The sequence below is a fragment of the Nocardiopsis halotolerans DSM 44410 genome (assembly GCF_000341065.1).
Lineage (GTDB): Bacteria > Actinomycetota > Actinomycetes > Streptosporangiales > Streptosporangiaceae > Nocardiopsis > Nocardiopsis halotolerans.
The window spans coordinates 1-16,014 of record NZ_ANAX01000368.1 but is presented as its reverse complement, the minus strand read 5'-3'; the positions used below and the strand labels follow the sequence as shown (position 1 = coordinate 16,014).

General features: G+C 71.5%; 16 protein-coding genes and 1 pseudogene. 8 read left to right on the top strand and 9 right to left on the bottom strand.

Annotated elements, in window-relative coordinates:
* Position 1 precedes the first annotated feature (1 nt).
* Positions 2-1,288 carry a glycosyltransferase gene (locus tag D455_RS0126865; protein ID WP_040685159.1) on the top strand — a complete coding sequence of 429 codons (1,287 nt, stop codon included), beginning with the start codon at positions 2-4 and terminating at the stop codon, positions 1,286-1,288.
* Between the two features lie 115 nt (positions 1,289-1,403).
* On the opposite strand, the gene D455_RS0126860 is transcribed toward D455_RS0126865, so the two are convergent.
* Positions 1,404-2,045: a pyridoxamine 5'-phosphate oxidase family protein gene (locus tag D455_RS0126860; RefSeq protein WP_017573755.1), complete on the bottom strand. Its 642-nt coding sequence runs from the start codon at positions 2,043-2,045 to the stop codon at positions 1,404-1,406.
* Between the two features lie 68 nt (positions 2,046-2,113).
* Between D455_RS0126860 and pdxR the strand changes: the two genes are divergently transcribed.
* On the top strand, positions 2,114-3,526 hold the full coding sequence (gene pdxR, locus D455_RS0126855) for a MocR-like pyridoxine biosynthesis transcription factor PdxR (protein WP_017573754.1): 1,413 nt from the start codon (positions 2,114-2,116) through the stop codon (positions 3,524-3,526).
* A 108-nt stretch (positions 3,527-3,634) separates the two neighbouring features.
* On the opposite strand, the gene D455_RS0126850 is transcribed toward pdxR, so the two are convergent.
* Complete coding sequence (locus tag D455_RS0126850) at positions 3,635-4,006, bottom strand: VOC family protein (protein ID WP_017573753.1); 372 nt, start codon at positions 4,004-4,006, stop codon at positions 3,635-3,637.
* Positions 4,007-4,377: 371 nt separating this feature from the next.
* On the opposite strand from D455_RS0126850, the gene D455_RS0126845 reads away from it, so the two are divergent.
* Together D455_RS0126845 and D455_RS0126840 are read left to right on the top strand one after the other, a co-directional pair.
* On the top strand, positions 4,378-5,175 hold the full coding sequence (locus tag D455_RS0126845) for a siderophore-interacting protein (protein WP_017573752.1): 798 nt from the start codon (positions 4,378-4,380) through the stop codon (positions 5,173-5,175).
* 70 nt (positions 5,176-5,245) lie between these two features.
* Positions 5,246-5,746 (top strand): GNAT family N-acetyltransferase, encoded by a 501-nt coding sequence (locus D455_RS0126840; protein ID WP_206539298.1) that lies wholly within the window; start codon positions 5,246-5,248, stop codon positions 5,744-5,746.
* 198 nt (positions 5,747-5,944) lie between these two features.
* Here D455_RS0126840 and D455_RS0126835 read toward each other — a convergent pair whose 3' ends face one another.
* The 3 genes from D455_RS0126835 to D455_RS0126825 are packed head-to-tail and all read right to left on the bottom strand — an operon-like array spanning position 5,945 to position 7,531.
* On the bottom strand, positions 5,945-6,802 hold the full coding sequence (locus D455_RS0126835) for a helix-turn-helix domain-containing protein (RefSeq protein ID WP_017573750.1): 858 nt from the start codon (positions 6,800-6,802) through the stop codon (positions 5,945-5,947).
* Positions 6,799-7,329, bottom strand: a complete 531-nt coding sequence (locus D455_RS0126830) for a DUF6879 family protein (protein WP_017573749.1) — start codon at positions 7,327-7,329, stop codon at positions 6,799-6,801. Before D455_RS0126830 ends, D455_RS0126835 begins: the two co-directional genes overlap by 4 nt.
* 1 nt (position 7,330) lies before the next feature.
* The gene (locus D455_RS0126825) at positions 7,331-7,531 is read right to left on the bottom strand and encodes a hypothetical protein (RefSeq protein WP_017573748.1); all 201 of its coding nucleotides are present in this window, start codon (positions 7,529-7,531) and stop codon (positions 7,331-7,333) included.
* Positions 7,532-7,704: 173 nt separating this feature from the next.
* Between D455_RS0126825 and D455_RS0126820 the strand changes: the two genes are divergently transcribed.
* Together D455_RS0126820 and D455_RS0126815 are read left to right on the top strand one after the other, a co-directional pair.
* Complete coding sequence (locus D455_RS0126820) at positions 7,705-8,802, top strand: TOMM precursor leader peptide-binding protein (protein WP_026123018.1); 1,098 nt, start codon at positions 7,705-7,707, stop codon at positions 8,800-8,802.
* Positions 8,799-9,284: an HIT family protein gene (locus D455_RS0126815; RefSeq protein ID WP_017573746.1), complete on the top strand. Its 486-nt coding sequence runs from the start codon at positions 8,799-8,801 to the stop codon at positions 9,282-9,284. Before D455_RS0126820 ends, D455_RS0126815 begins: the two co-directional genes overlap by 4 nt.
* Before the next feature lie 348 nt (positions 9,285-9,632).
* On the opposite strand, the gene D455_RS0126810 is transcribed toward D455_RS0126815, so the two are convergent.
* The gene (locus tag D455_RS0126810; RefSeq protein ID WP_026123017.1) at positions 9,633-10,160 is read right to left on the bottom strand and encodes a hypothetical protein; all 528 of its coding nucleotides are present in this window, start codon (positions 10,158-10,160) and stop codon (positions 9,633-9,635) included.
* Positions 10,157-10,705: an ATP-binding protein gene (locus tag D455_RS0126805; protein ID WP_017573745.1), complete on the bottom strand. Its 549-nt coding sequence runs from the start codon at positions 10,703-10,705 to the stop codon at positions 10,157-10,159. The genes D455_RS0126810 and D455_RS0126805 overlap by 4 nt, the downstream gene beginning before the upstream one ends.
* Positions 10,706-11,148: 443 nt before the next feature.
* Between D455_RS0126805 and D455_RS0126800 the strand changes: the two genes are divergently transcribed.
* Positions 11,149-11,997, top strand: a complete 849-nt coding sequence (locus D455_RS0126800; RefSeq protein ID WP_017573744.1) for a helix-turn-helix domain-containing protein — start codon at positions 11,149-11,151, stop codon at positions 11,995-11,997.
* The gene (locus D455_RS0126795; RefSeq protein ID WP_017573743.1) at positions 11,994-12,230 is read left to right on the top strand and encodes a DUF397 domain-containing protein; all 237 of its coding nucleotides are present in this window, start codon (positions 11,994-11,996) and stop codon (positions 12,228-12,230) included. Before D455_RS0126800 ends, D455_RS0126795 begins: the two co-directional genes overlap by 4 nt.
* Before the next feature lie 339 nt (positions 12,231-12,569).
* On the opposite strand, the pseudogene D455_RS31835 reads toward D455_RS0126795, so the two are convergent.
* Both D455_RS31835 and D455_RS0126785 read right to left on the bottom strand, forming a co-directional pair.
* Positions 12,570-14,346, bottom strand: a pseudogene (locus D455_RS31835) (ABC transporter ATP-binding protein).
* Between the two features lie 292 nt (positions 14,347-14,638).
* A partial coding sequence (locus D455_RS0126785) for an ATP-binding cassette domain-containing protein (protein WP_017573742.1) occupies positions 14,639-16,014 on the bottom strand: 1,376 nt, incomplete at its 5' end.

Genomic DNA, 16,014 nt, shown 5'->3' with positions numbered 1-16,014 from the left:
CATGCACGCCCTCCTCCTCACCCACGGCACCCGCGGAGACGTCCAGCCCTTCCTGGCCCTGGCCCGCGCACTGGAAACGGCCGGGCACACCAGCCTGGTGGCGGGCCCCGCGGCCTCCGCCCCGCTGGCCGCCGCACACGGTGTCACCTACCACCCCGTGGACGACGGCCCCCTCACCCTCATGGGCGACCCCGACCTGGGCGGCGCCATGGACACCGGCCTGCGCGGTCTGCGCGGCGCCGCCCACACGGTCACCCTCCTCCGGAGGATCACCCCGCTCATGCGCCGGGTCCACGCCGACATGGCCGAGACCGCCGACGGGGACGCGGACCTGGTCGTGTACCTGCCGGGCACACCGGGAGGACACATCGCCGAACGCCTGGGCGTGCCCTCCGTCCCGGTGGCCCTGCAACCCTCCTGGGTCCCCACGCGCGCCTTCCCCGCCCCCGGCGTGCCCTGGCCCTCCTGGCTGCCGGACGCGCTCAACCCGGTGACGTACCGGCTCACCGCCCTGGCCCTGCGCGGCCAGCGCTCGGCGGCCGAGGAGTTCCGCGAGAGCAGGATGGGGCTGCCCCCGCGCCCCGGCCGACACGACCCGCTGCGCCAACCGGACGGGACACCCTCCACCGTCCTGCACGCCTTCAGCCGCCACCTGCTCCCCCCGGAGGCGCACTACCCGCCGCAGGTGCGCACCACCGGCTTCTGGTTCCCGCCCCCGGACCGGGAATGGGTCCCCTCCCCCGCGCTGGAGGAGTTCCTCGCCTCCGGGAAGCCCCCGGTGTTCGTCGGTTTCAGCAGCCTGCCCACCACCGATCCGGCCACCACCGGACGCATGGTGGCCTCGGCCGCCCGCCGAGCGGGCGTACGCGCGGTCGTCGCCTCCGGCGCGAGCGGCATCGCCACCGGAACCGGTGAGGACCACGTCCTGACCATCGACCAGGCCCCGCACGAACGACTGTTCCTCCACTGCTCGGCGATCGTGCACCACGGCGGCGCCGGAACCACCGGAGTCGCGCTCGCCTCAGGCCGGCCACAGGTGGTGTGCCCCTTCTGGGGCGACCAGCCCTTCTGGGCGCGTCGAGCCCACGCCGCCGGGGTCGCCGCCGCCCCGCTGCGCGGACAGGGACTGACCGAGGACGCCCTGGCCTCGGCGCTGACCCGGGTGGTCAACGACACCGCGATCGTGGAACGGGCGCGCACCCTGGGCGAACGGGTCCACGCCGAGGACGGTACGGGCACGGCCGTCCGCCAGCTGGAGCGGGTCGCCCGGGGACAGGGCACCGCGTGAGTCCGGGGACCGCACGGGACACGCCGTGCGGGCCGCGGCGGCGCGGCCCCGCGTCCGCCCCCCTCCCCTGAAAGCGGCCCGCACCCCGTCAGAGCGACGACCTCCCAGGACCGCGCTACCGGGACAGCGCCCGCTCCGCCACATGCGCGGGGACGTCCACACCCTCCCGCAGACCGGGGTCCGGCTCCGGTGCGTCGAACACCCGCCGGATCGGCAGCACACCCGCCCAGACCGGCAGGTCGTGGTCCTCCTCGTCGCCCGTCGGCGGTCCCGTACGCACCTTCACCGACGCCTCCTCCAGCGACAGCGCCAGCACACGCGTGGCCACCATCTCCTTGGCCGTCGGCGCACGCACCGCCTCCCACCGCCCCGGAACCAACTGCTCGGTCAGCGCACGCAACCCGGCCCGCCGCTCCCGCTCGTCGGTGACCACGCGCGGCACGCCGTAGACCATGGCGGAGCGGTGGTTGACCGAGTGGTGGAAGGCCGACCTGGCCAGCACGAGACCGTCCAGCAGGGTCACGGTCACGCACACCTCACCGCCCGCGCGCAGCGACCGCGCCCCCGTCGAACCGTGCAGGTACAGGGTGTCGCCGACGCGCCCGTACGCGGTGGGCACCACCATGGGCGCGCCGTCGACCACCACCCCCATGTGGCAGACCATCCCCTCGTCCAGGAGGGCGTACAGGTCGGCGCGGTCGGTCCGGGCCTTGTGCCTGGCCCGGCGGAGTCTGGTGCGTTCTGTCGTGGAGAGCATGGCGTTAGCCTAGGAACGAAGTGGACACCCCGACCATGGCCACTTCCCCCTGGAAACGAAAGACCACTGTGCCCCGCCGCCTCACCGAACCGGCCTTCCACCTCGACCGCGACAGCCCCCGGCCGCTCACCGTCCAACTGTCCGACGCGCTGCGCCGGGCCATGTCCGAGGGCACGCTCGCACCCGGGGAACGCCTCCCCTCCAGCCGCGCGTTCGCCACCCAGCTCGGCGTGAGCAGAACCGTGGTCACCGAGGCCTACCAGCAGCTCTACGCCGAGGGCTGGCTGGAGGGACGGCACGGCTCGGGCACGTTCGTCGCCGAGCGCGAGGCCCCGCCCGCCACCGGGCACACCGCCCCTCCCCCGACCAGACCACCCGAGGCGAGGACCTCCACCCCGCGCCCCTCCCGGCGACGGGTCCGTGACCAGGGCATGGTCGACCTGCGCCCGGGCGCCCCCTGGGTCCGCGACCACGACCGCGCCGCGTGGCGCCGAGCCTGGCGGCACGCCGCCGAACACCCGCCGGACGACGACCCCGACCCCTTCGGCCTCCCCCGCCTGCGCGAACTCCTGGCCGGACACCTGCGCCGCACCCGGGGCGCGCGGATCGGACCGGACAACGTCATGGTCACCCGCGGCACCGGCAACGGCCTGGACCTGGTCGGAGCCGCCCTGCTCGGCGCGGGCACCCGCGCCGGTGTCGAGGAACCCGGCTACCAGAAGGCACGCTCCATCCTGGCCGCGCGCGGAGCACGGGTGGTCTCCTGCCCCGTGGACCAGGACGGCGTCCTGACCGAGCGGCTGCCCCGCGGCCTGTCCCTCGTCCACACCACCCCCGCCCACCAGTACCCCCTGGGCGGGCGGCTGCCGATCCCGCGCCGCGAACGCCTCCTGGCCTGGGCGCGCGAGAACGCGGCGATGGTCGTGGAGGACGACTACGACGCCGAGTTCCGCTACGACGTGTCCCCCCTGCCCGCCCTGTACGGCCTGGACCCCGAACGCGTGATCCTGCTCGGCACCCTGTCCAAGACCCTGTCCCCCGACGTGGGGATCGGCTGGATCGTCGCCGAGCCAGCGCTGCTGGAACGCCTGGCCGACGTCCGGGTCGACCTGTCCGACCGCACCAGCGTCCCCGTCCAGGCCGCGACCGCCCTGCTGCTGGAGCGCGGCGACCTCGACCGCCACCTGCGCCGGATGCGCCTGGAGTACGCCCGCCGCCGCAGGCTCCTCATCGAACTCCTCCACACGCGTCCGACCGGGGACACGGCGGGCCTGCACGTCATGCTCCCACTGCCCGAGCACGCCGTCGCGCCGGTGGTCGCCGAGGCCTCCGAGCGGGGCGTCCTGGTGGACGACACCACCCGGGCCAGCCACGGCGCCCCGAGCGTGCACGGGCTGATCCTCGGCTACGGGTCGGCGCACCCCACCGACCTGCGCCGCGCCTGCGCGGTCCTCAACGAGGCGATCGCCCGCCACGCCTGAAACGGACCGGGGACCGCCGGGACGGCGGACCCCGGCCTCTGACGCGCGCGTTTCGGGACGCGGATCCACGGCATGGGGCCGGGGCGGGTCACCGGCCCCCTCGTCGGATCACTTCTCGGCCCAGACGCCCAGTTCGTTGCCGCTGGGGTCGGTGAAGTGGAAGCGGCGCCCGCCGGGGAAGGCGTAGGGGCCCTTCACCACACGGCCGCCCGCGCTCTCCACGGCCTCGGCGGACCGGTCCAGGTCCTGCGAGTACAGCAGAACGAAGGGGCCGCCAGAACGCGTCTCCTCGCCCAGGGCGAGGCCGCCCACCTCCGGGGCGTCGGGGCCCTGCGGGTTCTGGATGCCCGTGTACTGGGGCCCGTAGTCGTTGAAGCGCCATCCGAACGCCTCGGAGTAGAAGCGCCGTGCCCGGTCCATGTCGGTGACCGTGAGCTCCAGGTAGTCGATGGCGTGGTGCCGGTGTGCTGTCTGTGCCATGGGCCGATGATCCACGACGGTGACGACAGTTCGCTCCGGAACACGCTCTCCGGCGTTGGGAACGCGCCCGGAGCGGCGCCCCGGAGGGAGTAAGGGAAGCCCGAGGCCAGTGATGGTTCGGTGTTTCTGGGTTTTTCCGAGGGATATCAAGCACGAGAAAGTCGGACATTTACGACGTAGATCTACATCCCGGATACAGGGGGCGGCGAAGACGACCTCCTCCTGCCGTGCGACCCGCTTCGTGTTCCCGGACGCCGCGGAGAACAGCCCGGCGCCGCCACCCCCTCGTCGGCGAAGCAAGGTTCGGCTAACCTCACTTGGAAGCGATCCCCGTACGCCCCGCACCCGTGACCCCAGGAGGAAGAGCCCCCGTGCGCGTCGAACAGCCCGGCCACCGCGCCATGATCCGCACCCGCGTGGTACGGACCGAGCGCCTGAGCAAGCACTTCGTCACCGTGACCCTGGGCGGCGCCGAACTGGCCGACTTCGCCTTCCTCGGCCGCGACCAGTTCGTGCGCCTGTTCCTGCCCCGCGCGGGACAGGAACGGCTGCACATGCCCGCGAGCGCCGACAAACGGTGGTTCGAGCAGCTCCGCGCCATGCCCCCGAGCCGCCAGCCGCACGTGCGCAGCTACTCGGTGCGCCGCTTCGACGCCGAGGCGCTGGAGATGGACGTCGAGTTCGTGGACCACGGCGACGCCGGTCCCGCCTCCGCGTGGGCGTCCGCGGCCGTTCCCGGCGACGAGGCGGGTCTGCTGGCGGACGGCGTGTACTACCTGCCGCCCGAGGACGCCGACTGGCAGCTGCTCGTGGGTGACGAGAGCGCCGTGCCCGCCCTGGTGTCGATCCTGGAGCAGGCCCCGGCCGACCTGCGGGCGCTGGTGTACCTGGAGGTGCCCTCCCCCGACGACGTGCGGACGCTCCCCCGCCTGCCCGGGGTGGAGGTGCACTGGCTGCCGCGCGAGGACGCGCACGCCGTCCCCGGTCAGCTGGCGCTGGAGACCGTCCGCGCCGCCGAACTGCCGGAAGGCCGCCCCTACTGCTTCCTCGCCGGGGAGAACGCCCTGCCCACCGGGCTGCGCCGCACCCTGGTGCGCGAACACGGCGTACCCAAGGAGGACATCGCCTTCATCGGCTACTGGCGCCACGGCCGAGCCGCCCTGGACTGAGCTCCGGCGGGGGAACGGCCCGGGCAGCACCCAACGTCGGACGCGTGTGAGAAGAGATCCCGTGGACCACGTGATCGAAGCGCCCCATGTCGATGACGCACCGGCGCTCGCGCGGGTGCTGTTGGCCGCCTGGCTCCAGACCTATCCCAACGAGGAAGCGGGGATCGACGAGGCGTGGATCCGCGAACACCGCGGTTCCGTCACCGCTGCTGAGGGAGTCGCCCAGTGGCGGGGATTCATCGCCCGTGCCGCGCACCAGCCCGATCGGTTCCTCTGCCGTGTCGTACGGCGCCGGGGTGAGATCGTCGGCTTCCTGTGCGGACGCCGGGAGGGGGAGGTGGTCAACCTCGGGCCGATGTACCTCCTGGAGGAGGCTCAGGGAGTCGGCCTCGGCGGTCAACTGATGGACGTGTTCCTCGACTGGGCCGGGGACACGCCGATGCGCCTGTGGGTGACCACCTACAACGAGGGAGCCGTCCGGTTCTACCAGCGCTACGGCTTCGAGGCCACCGGTGAACGGCAGCTCTGGCGGGGCAGGCTCCCGAACACGCGCATGGCCCGCACCCCCTGACCCGACCGTGTGCGTTCGATGATCCCGGAGGCGGCCAGAGCGTCCCCGGCCCGGCATCGCCCACAGCCCCTTGTCCACCCGACGCTGCGACAGTAACCATTCCTCACCGTCCACAACCGCCGCGCTGGTCGCGACCACCAAGCTGTTGGGAACGGGAGCTGCGGGGCCGTCGTAGTACTCAATACGAGTCATCACATCTCATCGCGTATCGGAGCCCTCGCGTCCGGTGAGTGCGTGACGGGCCCGCTCTACCAGTTCGAGAGCCGCACGACCCCTCACAGCGGCATGGGACAGCGCCGAGAACACGCGCCGGTAGGGCTCCACCGCGTCGGCGTCGGTCAGGAACAGCTCCGCGCCCACGGTCTCGACGATCACCTGGTGGTCGTCATAGATCCAGAACCCGTGCATCGGTGAGGCCATCAGTTGCGCTGACAGAGGGACGATTCCGATGCCGCCACGACCGCCGCGAATGCATTCCGCCAGATACCCGAGTTGCCCGGCTTGGACCTCGAGAGACGCGTGTCGTGTGCGCAGGGCCGGTTCCCACAGCAGAATCCGCAATTGCTTGCCGCGTTCTTCCAGAGCAGCGCGGCGCTCCATTCGCTTACGTACGCCTTCCTCCACGTCCGTCGGAGTTCCGTGGAGGTCCACCGCTCCGGAGATCATGGCACGGGCGTAGTCGGGTGTCTGTAGGAGCCCGGGAACGCACACCGACTCGAAGACGTGCAACTTACGCGTGCGGCCTTCCAGGTCGACGGCGTTCTGCTGTCGCGCCTGATTGCCCGCTGACAGCCTGCGGCGCCAACTCGTGTAGTGGGTCTCCAATGACCCCAGTTGGGCGATGAGTCCCTGGGCCGCGTCGTCGCGCCCACACAGCCGTGCCCAGCGGCGCAGATCCTCGGCGGCCGCGGTCTGGTTCCCGCGTTCGAGACGGGACACCTTGGAGGGGTGCCAACCGGCACGGGAGGCCAACTCCCGACCGGACAGCCCGGCCTCCTCCCGGAGTTCGCGCAGACGAACGCCGAGGGAGAACCGGGCTGTCTGGTAGTCGGTCATTCCGCCCTTGTCGCCATGTACTGCGTGAACGTCAGTGCATGGTGCCATGCGGCGTCGCGCGCCTGCACGGCGGCCAGCACATGGGCGGGGTCCTCGCTCAGCGAGGCGCCCAGCACACTGCCCTGTTCGTCGAACTCCAGGCGGGCCACCGTGCGGCTGTCGAACACCCAGAAGTCGTGGTCGGGCAGTTCCGCCACGATCGGGTGGGTGCGCGGCAGGTAGCGGATGTCCTCGCCGATGCCGAGGTTGTAGGGGGTCCCCCACAGCTCCCAGCGCAGGTAGTCCGAGGGTGGGTCGTCGATGAGGCGGACCCGCTCCATGCGTTTGCCGGTGGCCAGTTCCGCACGCATCATCTTCAGCCAGGGCTTGAACCACTCGATGTCGGAGTCGTCCCCGACCAACCACCGCTGGAACGGCTCGTTCTCGTGTAGGACTCCGTAGAAGGTACGGGTTTCCAGACGCCAGGCGGTGTGGTGGTACTGCCGGAAGAGGTCGTTGAATTCCTCTCCGGAGACGAGATCGGACACGTCACCCCTTCGGTGAGAATCGGGTCAGGAGTTCGCGGGGCACCACGACGAACTCCTCGTTGGGCAGCACGTCCGCGAGTTGGGAGAGCGCCTCGGGGTCGGTGAGCCGGTAGCCCTGGACGACGATGCTGCCGCTGTCGGTCTCATACAAGGTGGGACAGTTCCCGCCGTGGGAGGTCGTGCCGAGTTTGCGGAGTTTCATGGTCCTCCTCGGTTCAGGGGGTGCCCCACGAGTATCCCGGGAGAAGGACGACCGGGGCAGGGGTTGGCGTATCTCGCGGACGCAATCTCGCGCAATCCCCGCGCCCCGCGTACCCCTGCCTGCCTACGTTCGTGCCGTCCCCGTTCTCCTCGGATGCCAAGGCGGTACCGGCCATGTCCCCTGACGCTGTCCACCACGGTCCTCCGCGCGTACTCGCCCCCTATGTGCGGGTCGGGGTCCAGGACGCGACCCTGTTCCTCGGTTTCGGTTCGATACGCCAGTCCGTACACGACCGCGCGTTGTGGGAGCCGCTGCTGCTCCTGGCCGACCACTTCCGCGAACCACGCACCCGTGAGGCGGCCTCGGCCTACCTGCGCTCCTGCGGTGTGGACGCCGCCTCGACCGAGGCGGCGATGCTGCTGCTCGAACACGGCAACTGCCTGATCCCCGCACACGCCTACGACCGCGCCGACCGCTACAGCAGGCACGCGCTGTTCTACGAGCTCTCCGGGTCCGGCGCCGAGCGGGTACAGCGCCGTCTGGGTGAGGCCAGCGTCGTGCTGCTCGGATGCGGCGGGATCGGCAGCCTGGTCGCGGCCACCCTGGCCACGGCCGGGGTCGGGGAACTGGTCCTGGTGGACGGTGATCACGTGGAGCTGAGTAACCTGACTCGCCAGTTCCTGTTCACCGAGGCCGACATCGGTCTGCCCAAGGCGGAGGTGCTCGCCCGGGAGCTGGGGCGGCGCAACTCCTCGTGCCGGGTACGGCCGGTGGTTCGCGGCGTGGCGGACGCGGCGGATCTGGAGCACCTGCCCGCGTGCGATCTCCTCGTGGTCTCGGCGGACTCCCCCGGCCTGACCGGCCTGGTGAACGCTCACTGCGTCGCGTCGGGAACGGCGTGGTTGAACGCCTGCTACGTCAACGACATCGCGGTGTGGGGGCCGCTGGTGGTGCCGGGGACGACCGGATGCTGGGACTGTCGACCGCTGACCGCGCGTCCTCCCGAGGACGACGCCGAACTGGCTTCCCTCGCCGCGCGGATCAACGGGCGCCACCAGGCGCCCTCCAACGGTCCGGTCAACATGCTGGCCTCCTCCCTGGCCGCGCTGGACGTGCTGCGCCACCTGGGCGGGTTCGGAACACCGGCCTCGCTGAACCGCCGCGTGGGAGTGTGGTCGCACGACCTCACCCTCGACCAGCAGGCAGCGGAGCGCGCCCCCGCCTGCCCCACGTGTGCCGATGCCGTGCTGTCCCGTGAAGGAGTCCGATGAACACCGACCGCGACCCAAGGTGTGTCTTCTGCCGAATCGTGTCCGGGGACGCACCCGCCCACCGGATCTGGGAGGACGCCGACCACCTGGCGTTCCTGTCGATCTTCCCCAACACCGAGGGGTTCTCCGTCGTCATCCCCAAGGCCCACCGCACCAGCTACGTGGTCGAGATGGAACCGTCGGAGTACACCGCGCTGCACTTGGCGGCCCGCGAGGTCGCCCGCCGCCTGGACGCCGCCTTCGACGACGTGGCCCGTACCGGGATCATGTACGAGGGCTACGGGGTCGACCACGCCCACGCCAAGCTCTTCCCCATGCACCACACCGCGGGCAACGCGGGCGAGGACTGGCGCGAGGTCGTCTCACCGATCGAGGGTTACTTCGACCGCTACCAGGGCTACCTGTCCTCCCACGACCACACCCGCGCCGACGACGCCTGGCTCGCGGACGTGGCCCAGCACATCCGACAGATCGCGCCCTGAACTCAGCAGTCACATCTCATGCATATNCGGCTCCAGGAGAGCCGCCCCGCCGTCGTCGTGTCCGTGGTTCTAGTTGTTGCCGTCGTCGTTCACAGCGGCCTCCTCCCCAGTACGGGGGTCTGGTCACAGGCCCTGGACGTCCCGGGTGGTCCAACGGCCCGTGACGACCATGAAAACCGGTGCTTCGGTGCGGGCCAACGCCCTTGCGTGAGATTGCGTGCGGCCCTCCGGGAGGCAAGGGCGCGTCCGAGACGCACCACTGAGAGGCGACGCCATGGCGACGGCCGCGCCGGGTCCGATGTGGGGTCCGGCGCGGCCGTCGTGGTGTGGGCGGGTCGGGGTGGGTCGCTACAGCAGGACCGTGGCCAGGTGGTGGGCCAGGGCTCCGAAGCTGCTGGCGAGGGTGTAGGCGGCCAGCAGGCGGGTCGGGCCGGTACGGGTGGTACCGCCGAGGCGGCGGAGGTGACCGAACCGGTTGAGCTTGCGGCGGCGGCCGTGCGGACGCTTCGAGCGGCGGCGCGGCAGCGGCGGGCGCTCCCGGCGGGGCGGGAACGGGCCGTCGTCGGGGGCCGGGCGCGGACGCGGAACCACGGGTTCGGCCGGGCGTTCCGGCTGCGGGGCGGGCCTGCGCGGGCGCTCCTCCGGGCGTTCGGTGGTCTGGGCGTCGCGTTCGGCCAGCCGGGCGGCGTGGACGTACATCCACTCAGGCAGAACCCCGTGAGCCTGCCGGTAGGCCACCCGGGGGTTGCCCTTCATCTGGGCGAGCAGGCGCTGCTCCCGGGTGAGCGGGGTCGGGTAGCTGGGCTTGGAGAAGCGCCGTCCCCGAGGCGCGTCCAACACCGCGCGCACCCCCGAGGAAACCGGTTCGGCGCTCATCGGTCCGCTCCGGCGGGAGCGGTACCGGCGTGGGTGGTGGGGGTGAGGGTGAACTCCGCCCACACGACCGTGCCCAGCCCTGCGCAGAACGGAAAGTCCACCACCGCCCTACTCCCCCAACGCGTGGCCAGGGAGTTGATGAGCAGCAGGCCCCGGCCCCGTTCGGCCTCCGCCCACTCTTCGTCCGTGCGCTGGTAAGGAATCTCCGGAAGCGTGGGAGCGGCCTCCCGCACGCCGTCGTCGACGACGCCCAAGTGCAGGACATCAGCGGCGGGCATGGACAGGTTACGGATCACCCGGCCGTCCGCCTCGCCGGAACGGGAGTGGTCGACCCCGTTCGCGAACATCTCGCTCGCGCACAGCACCACGGTCTCGGCCAGGTCGGGGCACAGGCCCTCCAGCCGGAACAGGTCCGCGCGCAGGTCCTCACGCACCCACGCGGCCTGGGACAGGTCGCCGGGGTAGACGCGGGAAGCCCAGCGTCGCCCAGCGAAGGGCGGGGTGGGGGTGTGGAACGGCGCGCGGGGACGCGGCACAATGGTCATGACGCACAACTCCTTGTTCACAGCGGATCTTGTGTTGTCGGTCTGGGCTCTGGGGGCGCGGCTATCGCCCCCAGAGCCCGTTTTCGTATGGCCACCCGTAACCGGCGGCGTTCTCAGCACGGGACAAAGGTGGATTCCCCCGTGCCCGAACCAGCCCTGGCGGTGACCGGCCCGGATGGCGCACCTGCCCACACCCAACTCGCCATGCTCGCTGGGGACCGAGCGGAACCTGCCCACCAGCCATGGCAGTCCTCCTGACCGGATTGAGCACCCCAGCGCCACGAAGCGTGTGAGCTCAACTACAGTAAAACTCAGCAGACAGCGACTTACAACCATGCAAGTTAAAGGCGTGTAGATCACCCCAGAAGATCCGTTTTGCGCGCGAAAGCGCAGTTCAGAGGCATGGCAGAGTAAAACCACGACGTTGACGAACGAAGGATGCGATGGCTGAACCGATCCCCACCGTGCGGCAGTACCGGCTCGCGCAGTCCCTACGTGAACTCCGCGCTGAGGCGAAGATGACTCAGGAGCAGGTTGCCGCTCGCATGGACTGGCACGTCTCCAAGCTCTTCCGTTTGGAGAACGCTCGTAGCCCCCGGGTGAACTGGTTGGACATCCAAGGGTTGCTCGACCTCTACGGCGTGGCCAGCCCGCAACGAGAAGCCCTCATTCAGTTGGCGAAGGATGCCAAGAAACGTGGCTGGTGGACGAGTTACCAGGACGTCTTCACCGGCTCCCTCGTAGCCCTCGAAGACGAAACCCACCTCATCCGGCGCTACTCCTCAGAGCTGATCCCTGGCCTGCTCCAGACCGAGGCATACGCACGCGCCGTTATCCAAGCGCTGCGCCCGCGTTACGACGAGCAGAGCGTGGAACGCCGGGTAACAGCGCGCATGGCGCGTCAGCGAATCCTCAAGCGCGAGAAGCCGCTCCACCTGGACTTCGTCCTCAATGAGGCTGTACTCAGACGCCAGGTCGGTGACAACGATCTGATGGCCGAGCAGCTACAAGCTTTGCGCAAGGCGGCCGAGGACCCGGATGTAACTCTTCGCCTGCTCTCCTTCGATGCCGGTGCGCACAGCGCCATGGAAGGAGCCTTCACCATCTTTTCGTTCCCGGAGGACCAGTATCCAGATGTCGTCTACATCGAAGGCATGATGGGCGACCTCTACTTGGAGAGTGTCGAAAGCGTCAATCGCTACAGGACAGCGTTCGAAAGCCTGCGCGACTCGGCTCTGTCCCCGTCTGACACGATGGACTTCATCACCTCGAAGGCAAGGGAGTTCCGGTGATCCAGTGGTTCAAGTCCAGCTACAGCGGAGGGGACAACGATTGCGTGGAAGCAGCACATGTCCCCGCGCAGCCATGGCACAAGGCCAGCTACAGCGTTGAGCAAGGCGAATGCGTAGAGGTTGCCGAAGGACCGCTCACCGGAGTCCGGGACACCAAGCACCGCGAGCTGGGCGCGCTCTTCTTCGCCTCCGCCGAATGGCAGGCCTTCATCGACAGCGCCAAGGGGGCCTGACACCACTTTCGGCCAGTCTTCCGTAGATGATCTTGTACTTATAGCGAGGTTCGACCGCCGAGAGTAGCCATAAGTACAAGATCAACGAGGTTCGGCTCCGCCCGCGGTGCATCAGCAGGCGGAGCCGCACGCGTCATGGACCCGGCGAGAACACACCGGCCCCACCACCGCCCAGCGCGGACCCGCCCGGGGGCCGTCCACAGGTTCCGACTGCCCCTGGCGGGGCCATGTCCGTTCGCGGTTCACTGGAAAACGGGGGGATCCCCACCCCCGCGGGCTTTGTCGTGCCCGCGCACAGGGCCGCCGCGTACCAACCACCGCTCAGCACGGCCCCGCCCGTCAGCGCGAGACCAGCCCTCCCTCGTCCGACGTGCCCTGCCAGCTGCGCCACAGGGCGGCGTAGCGCCCACCGGCGTCGACCAGGTCGGTGTGCGCGCCCTCCTCGACGACGCGGCCCCGGTCCATGACCACCACGCGGTCGGCGGTCTCGGCCTGCGTGAGCCGGTGCGCCANCGGCGGCGGCCCGCTCCAGACGCCGGGCGCCGGAACTGCCCGCCTCCGCGGTGGCCTCGTCCAGGACGGCCACGTCCGGGTCGGCCAGCACCAGCCGGGCCAGCGCCAGGTGTTGGGCCTGCTCCGCGGTCAGGGCGTGTCCGCCCTCACCGACCACCGTGTCCAGCCCCTCGGGCAGGGCGCGCACCCACTCCAGGGCGCCGACGGTCTCCAGGGCGGCCTCCGCCTCGGCCGCGTCGGCCCCCGCGCGGGCCAGGCGCAGGTCCTCCAGCAGGGTTCCGGCGAACACGTGGGTCTCCTGGCTGACGAGGAAGACGTGTTCGCGCACCCGCTGCTCCCCCAGTTCCTCCAGGGGGATCCCGCCCAGGTACACGGCCCCCTCGGTGGGCGTGCGCAACCCGCTGACCAGGGCGGCCAGGGTGGTCTTGCCCGCGCCGCTGGCCCCGACCAGGGCCACGCGCTCGCCCGGGGCGACCTCCAGCGACACCTCCTCCAGGGCGGGCGGGCCGCCGGTGCCGTAGGAGTGGGTGACCCCCGCCACACGGACCGAGGATCCTGCTGGCCCCTCCTCGACGCCCGGCCCCTCCCCCGCCGGAAGGTCGACCACACCGGCCAGGCGGGCCAGACTCGCCCCCGCCGACTGCACCTCGTTGAAGTTCATGACCAGGAAGATCAGCGGCCCGAACAGGCGGTGGAAGTACAGCGCGGCGGCGGTGACCATGCCGATGGTCGCCATGTCCGCGCGCACCAGCCAGAACCCGACCACCAGCACCGAGGTCAGACCGACGCACTCGGCGGCGTTGAGCCGCGATCCGAAACGGGTGAACAGGCGGAACACCGAGACCGTGATGTCCATGGCGTCACGGGAGCGGTCGCGGACACGACCCTCGTGCTCGTCCTCCAGCCGGTAGGCGCGCACGGTGCCGCGTCCCCGCAGGGCGCCCATCATCGCGTGCGAGCGCTCGCCCATGGCCACGCGCTCACGGGCGTAGTAGGGGCCAGAACGGGGCAGGTACCAGCGCAACGCCAGCACGTAGACCGGCACGCAGAGCATTCCGGCCAGGCCCAGGCGCCAGTCCAGTGCGGTCATGCCCACGGCGGTCAGCAGCACGGTGGCCAGGGCGACGACGGCGTGGGGACCGCTGCGGGCGATGCTGGTGGTGACCACGGCGACGTCGTCACCGACCCGGGAGAGCAGGTCGCCGATGCGGACCCGCTCCAGGCGGGCGGCGGGCATGCGCAGCACTCGGTCCATGACGCGTTCGCGCAGGCGGGCCAGGATCGTCTCGCCGACCCGGCTGACCAACCAGGCGCCCACGCCCGTCAGCAGACCTCCGAGCAGACCCGTCACGGCGATCAGGGCGACCGAGGACAAGACGGTCTCCAGGCCCTCCCCCTCCGCGATGGCGTCGACCATCCGGCCCAGCACCCACGGGGCCACCAGCCCGGCTGCGCTGCCTGCGAGCACGGTGGCCAGGGCCAGCGGGGTGCCCCAGCCGGTGGCGCGCACCCCCTCGCCCAGTACGGCCCAGGTGCGGCGGGCCGGGGCGGTGGGGAGCAGATCCCCGTGTTCGCGCGCGGGTTCCTCCGCCGGCGTGCTCATCGGTCGTCCTCGGGGTCGTGGGTGGCTGCGAGGGGGTCGGGGAACTCGGGGGGACACGTTCCGGACGATCGGCGGTCGGCCTCGGTGGACGGGAGGGACCCACCGAACGGCCTCCTCCGTCGTCGAACCGCGCCTGGTCGTGGGTCCCGGAACGGGAGCGGCCCGCGAACGGCGCTCGGCGGGGCGGTCGTCGCGGCACCGCCCTCCGGTGGGTGCCATCCTCCCCGACCGGCCACGTGTGACCGCGGACTCCGTGGTGGCGACGGCTCACGGGCGGTGCCCCACACGCAGGTCATCGGAGTACCGCCTCACGGTAGTCCGGGTCCTCCTCGACCAGCCGCGCGTGCGTCCCCGTGCGGCGGACCCGCCCCCCGGACAGCACCACGACGCGGTCGGCCCGGGACAGCAGCGCCGGGCTGTTGGCCACGACCAGGGTGGACCCGGCCGGGACCCGGCCCGCCCGGGCGGCGGCCACGCCCCGGGCGATGGCCTCCTCGGTGACGGCGTCCACGGCGGTGGTGGGGTCGTGCAGAACCAGGACGGGAGGGTCGGCGACCAGGGCGCGGGCCAGGGCCACGCGCTGGCGCTGGCCGCCGGAGAGGTTGGCGGCGCGGTCGGCGACCGGCCGGTCCAGGCCGTCGGGGTGTCCGTCGACCAGGTCGTCGGCCGCGGCGGCGCGCAGGGCGTCCAGGAGGCGTTCCTCGTCGGCCCCGGCACCGGTCAGGTTGGTGCGCAGGGTGCCCTCGAACAGCGCGGCCCCGTGCTCCTCCACCAGGACCGCCTCGCGCAGGGCGTCCAGGGCGAGTTCGGGGACGGGGACTCCGCCCACGGTGAGCGTGCCCTCGATCCGCCCGGGGTCGGCCCGGCCCGAGAGCAGTTCCAGCAGCGCCTCGGCGTCGCGGGGATCGGTGGTGAGCACTCCCACGAGTTCGCCGGGGGTGAGTTCGAGGTCCACCCTGCGCAGCGTGCGGTAGCCGACCCCGGACAGGGCGACGACCGGTTCCCCGTCACAGGCGCGGTCGCCGGGGGCGACGGCGGCGGGGGCGTTGAGCAGGCGCACCAACCGCTGGGCTGAGGCGCGCGCGGTGGCGAACACCTGACCGATCATGCCCAGCCCCTGAACGGGTTCGGCCAGGAACTGGGCGAGTCCGATGACGGTGACGAACTCGCCGACGCTGAGGCGGCCGTTGAGCGCCATCCACCCGGCCACGCCCGCGACGCAGGCGAGCAGGACCGCGCTGGCGGCGGTGACCAGCCCCTGGTAGACGCCGTTGCTGGCGGCGGCGCCGACCGAGGCGTCCAGGGCGCGGGTGCTGGCCCGGCGGTAGCGGTCGGCGGCGTTGTACCGGGCGCCGATGCCCATGAGGACGCGCAGGCCGCTGACCAGGTCGGTGGCCAGGGCCGTGGCCCCGGCGGCGGTGGCCTGCTTGGCCTCGCTGCGCCGGGTGATGCGTGCGGCGGGCAGGCGCAGGAGCAGCATGAGCAGGGGAACGCCGACGAGCACGCCGATCCCGAGGGGGACGTCGACGGCCAGGAGGGCGACGGTGGTGACGGCGATGGCGACCACGAGGGCGATCGACGACGACCAGGCGCGCACGTACTGGGCGGCCTGTTCGGCGTCGGAGGTGGCCACCGACAGGACCTCGCCCGCGCGCAGGCCGCTGCGCT

Coding starts and splice junctions, on each gene's coding strand:
- D455_RS0126815 (WP_017573746.1), top strand. CDS start 8,799: ATGAACACCGACCGCGACCCAAGGTGTGTCTTCTGCCGAATCGTGTCC.
- D455_RS0126835 (WP_017573750.1), bottom strand. CDS start 6,802: ATGACCGACTACCAGACAGCCCGGTTCTCCCTCGGCGTTCGTCTGCGC.
- D455_RS0126800 (WP_017573744.1), top strand. CDS start 11,149: ATGGCTGAACCGATCCCCACCGTGCGGCAGTACCGGCTCGCGCAGTCC.
- D455_RS0126860 (WP_017573755.1), bottom strand. CDS start 2,045: ATGCTCTCCACGACAGAACGCACCAGACTCCGCCGGGCCAGGCACAAG.
- D455_RS0126820 (WP_026123018.1), top strand. CDS start 7,705: ATGTCCCCTGACGCTGTCCACCACGGTCCTCCGCGCGTACTCGCCCCC.
- D455_RS0126850 (WP_017573753.1), bottom strand. CDS start 4,006: ATGGCACAGACAGCACACCGGCACCACGCCATCGACTACCTGGAGCTC.
- D455_RS0126810 (WP_026123017.1), bottom strand. CDS start 10,160: ATGAGCGCCGAACCGGTTTCCTCGGGGGTGCGCGCGGTGTTGGACGCG.
- D455_RS0126825 (WP_017573748.1), bottom strand. CDS start 7,531: ATGAAACTCCGCAAACTCGGCACGACCTCCCACGGCGGGAACTGTCCC.
- D455_RS0126805 (WP_017573745.1), bottom strand. CDS start 10,705: ATGACCATTGTGCCGCGTCCCCGCGCGCCGTTCCACACCCCCACCCCG.
- D455_RS0126865 (WP_040685159.1), top strand. CDS start 2: ATGCACGCCCTCCTCCTCACCCACGGCACCCGCGGAGACGTCCAGCCC.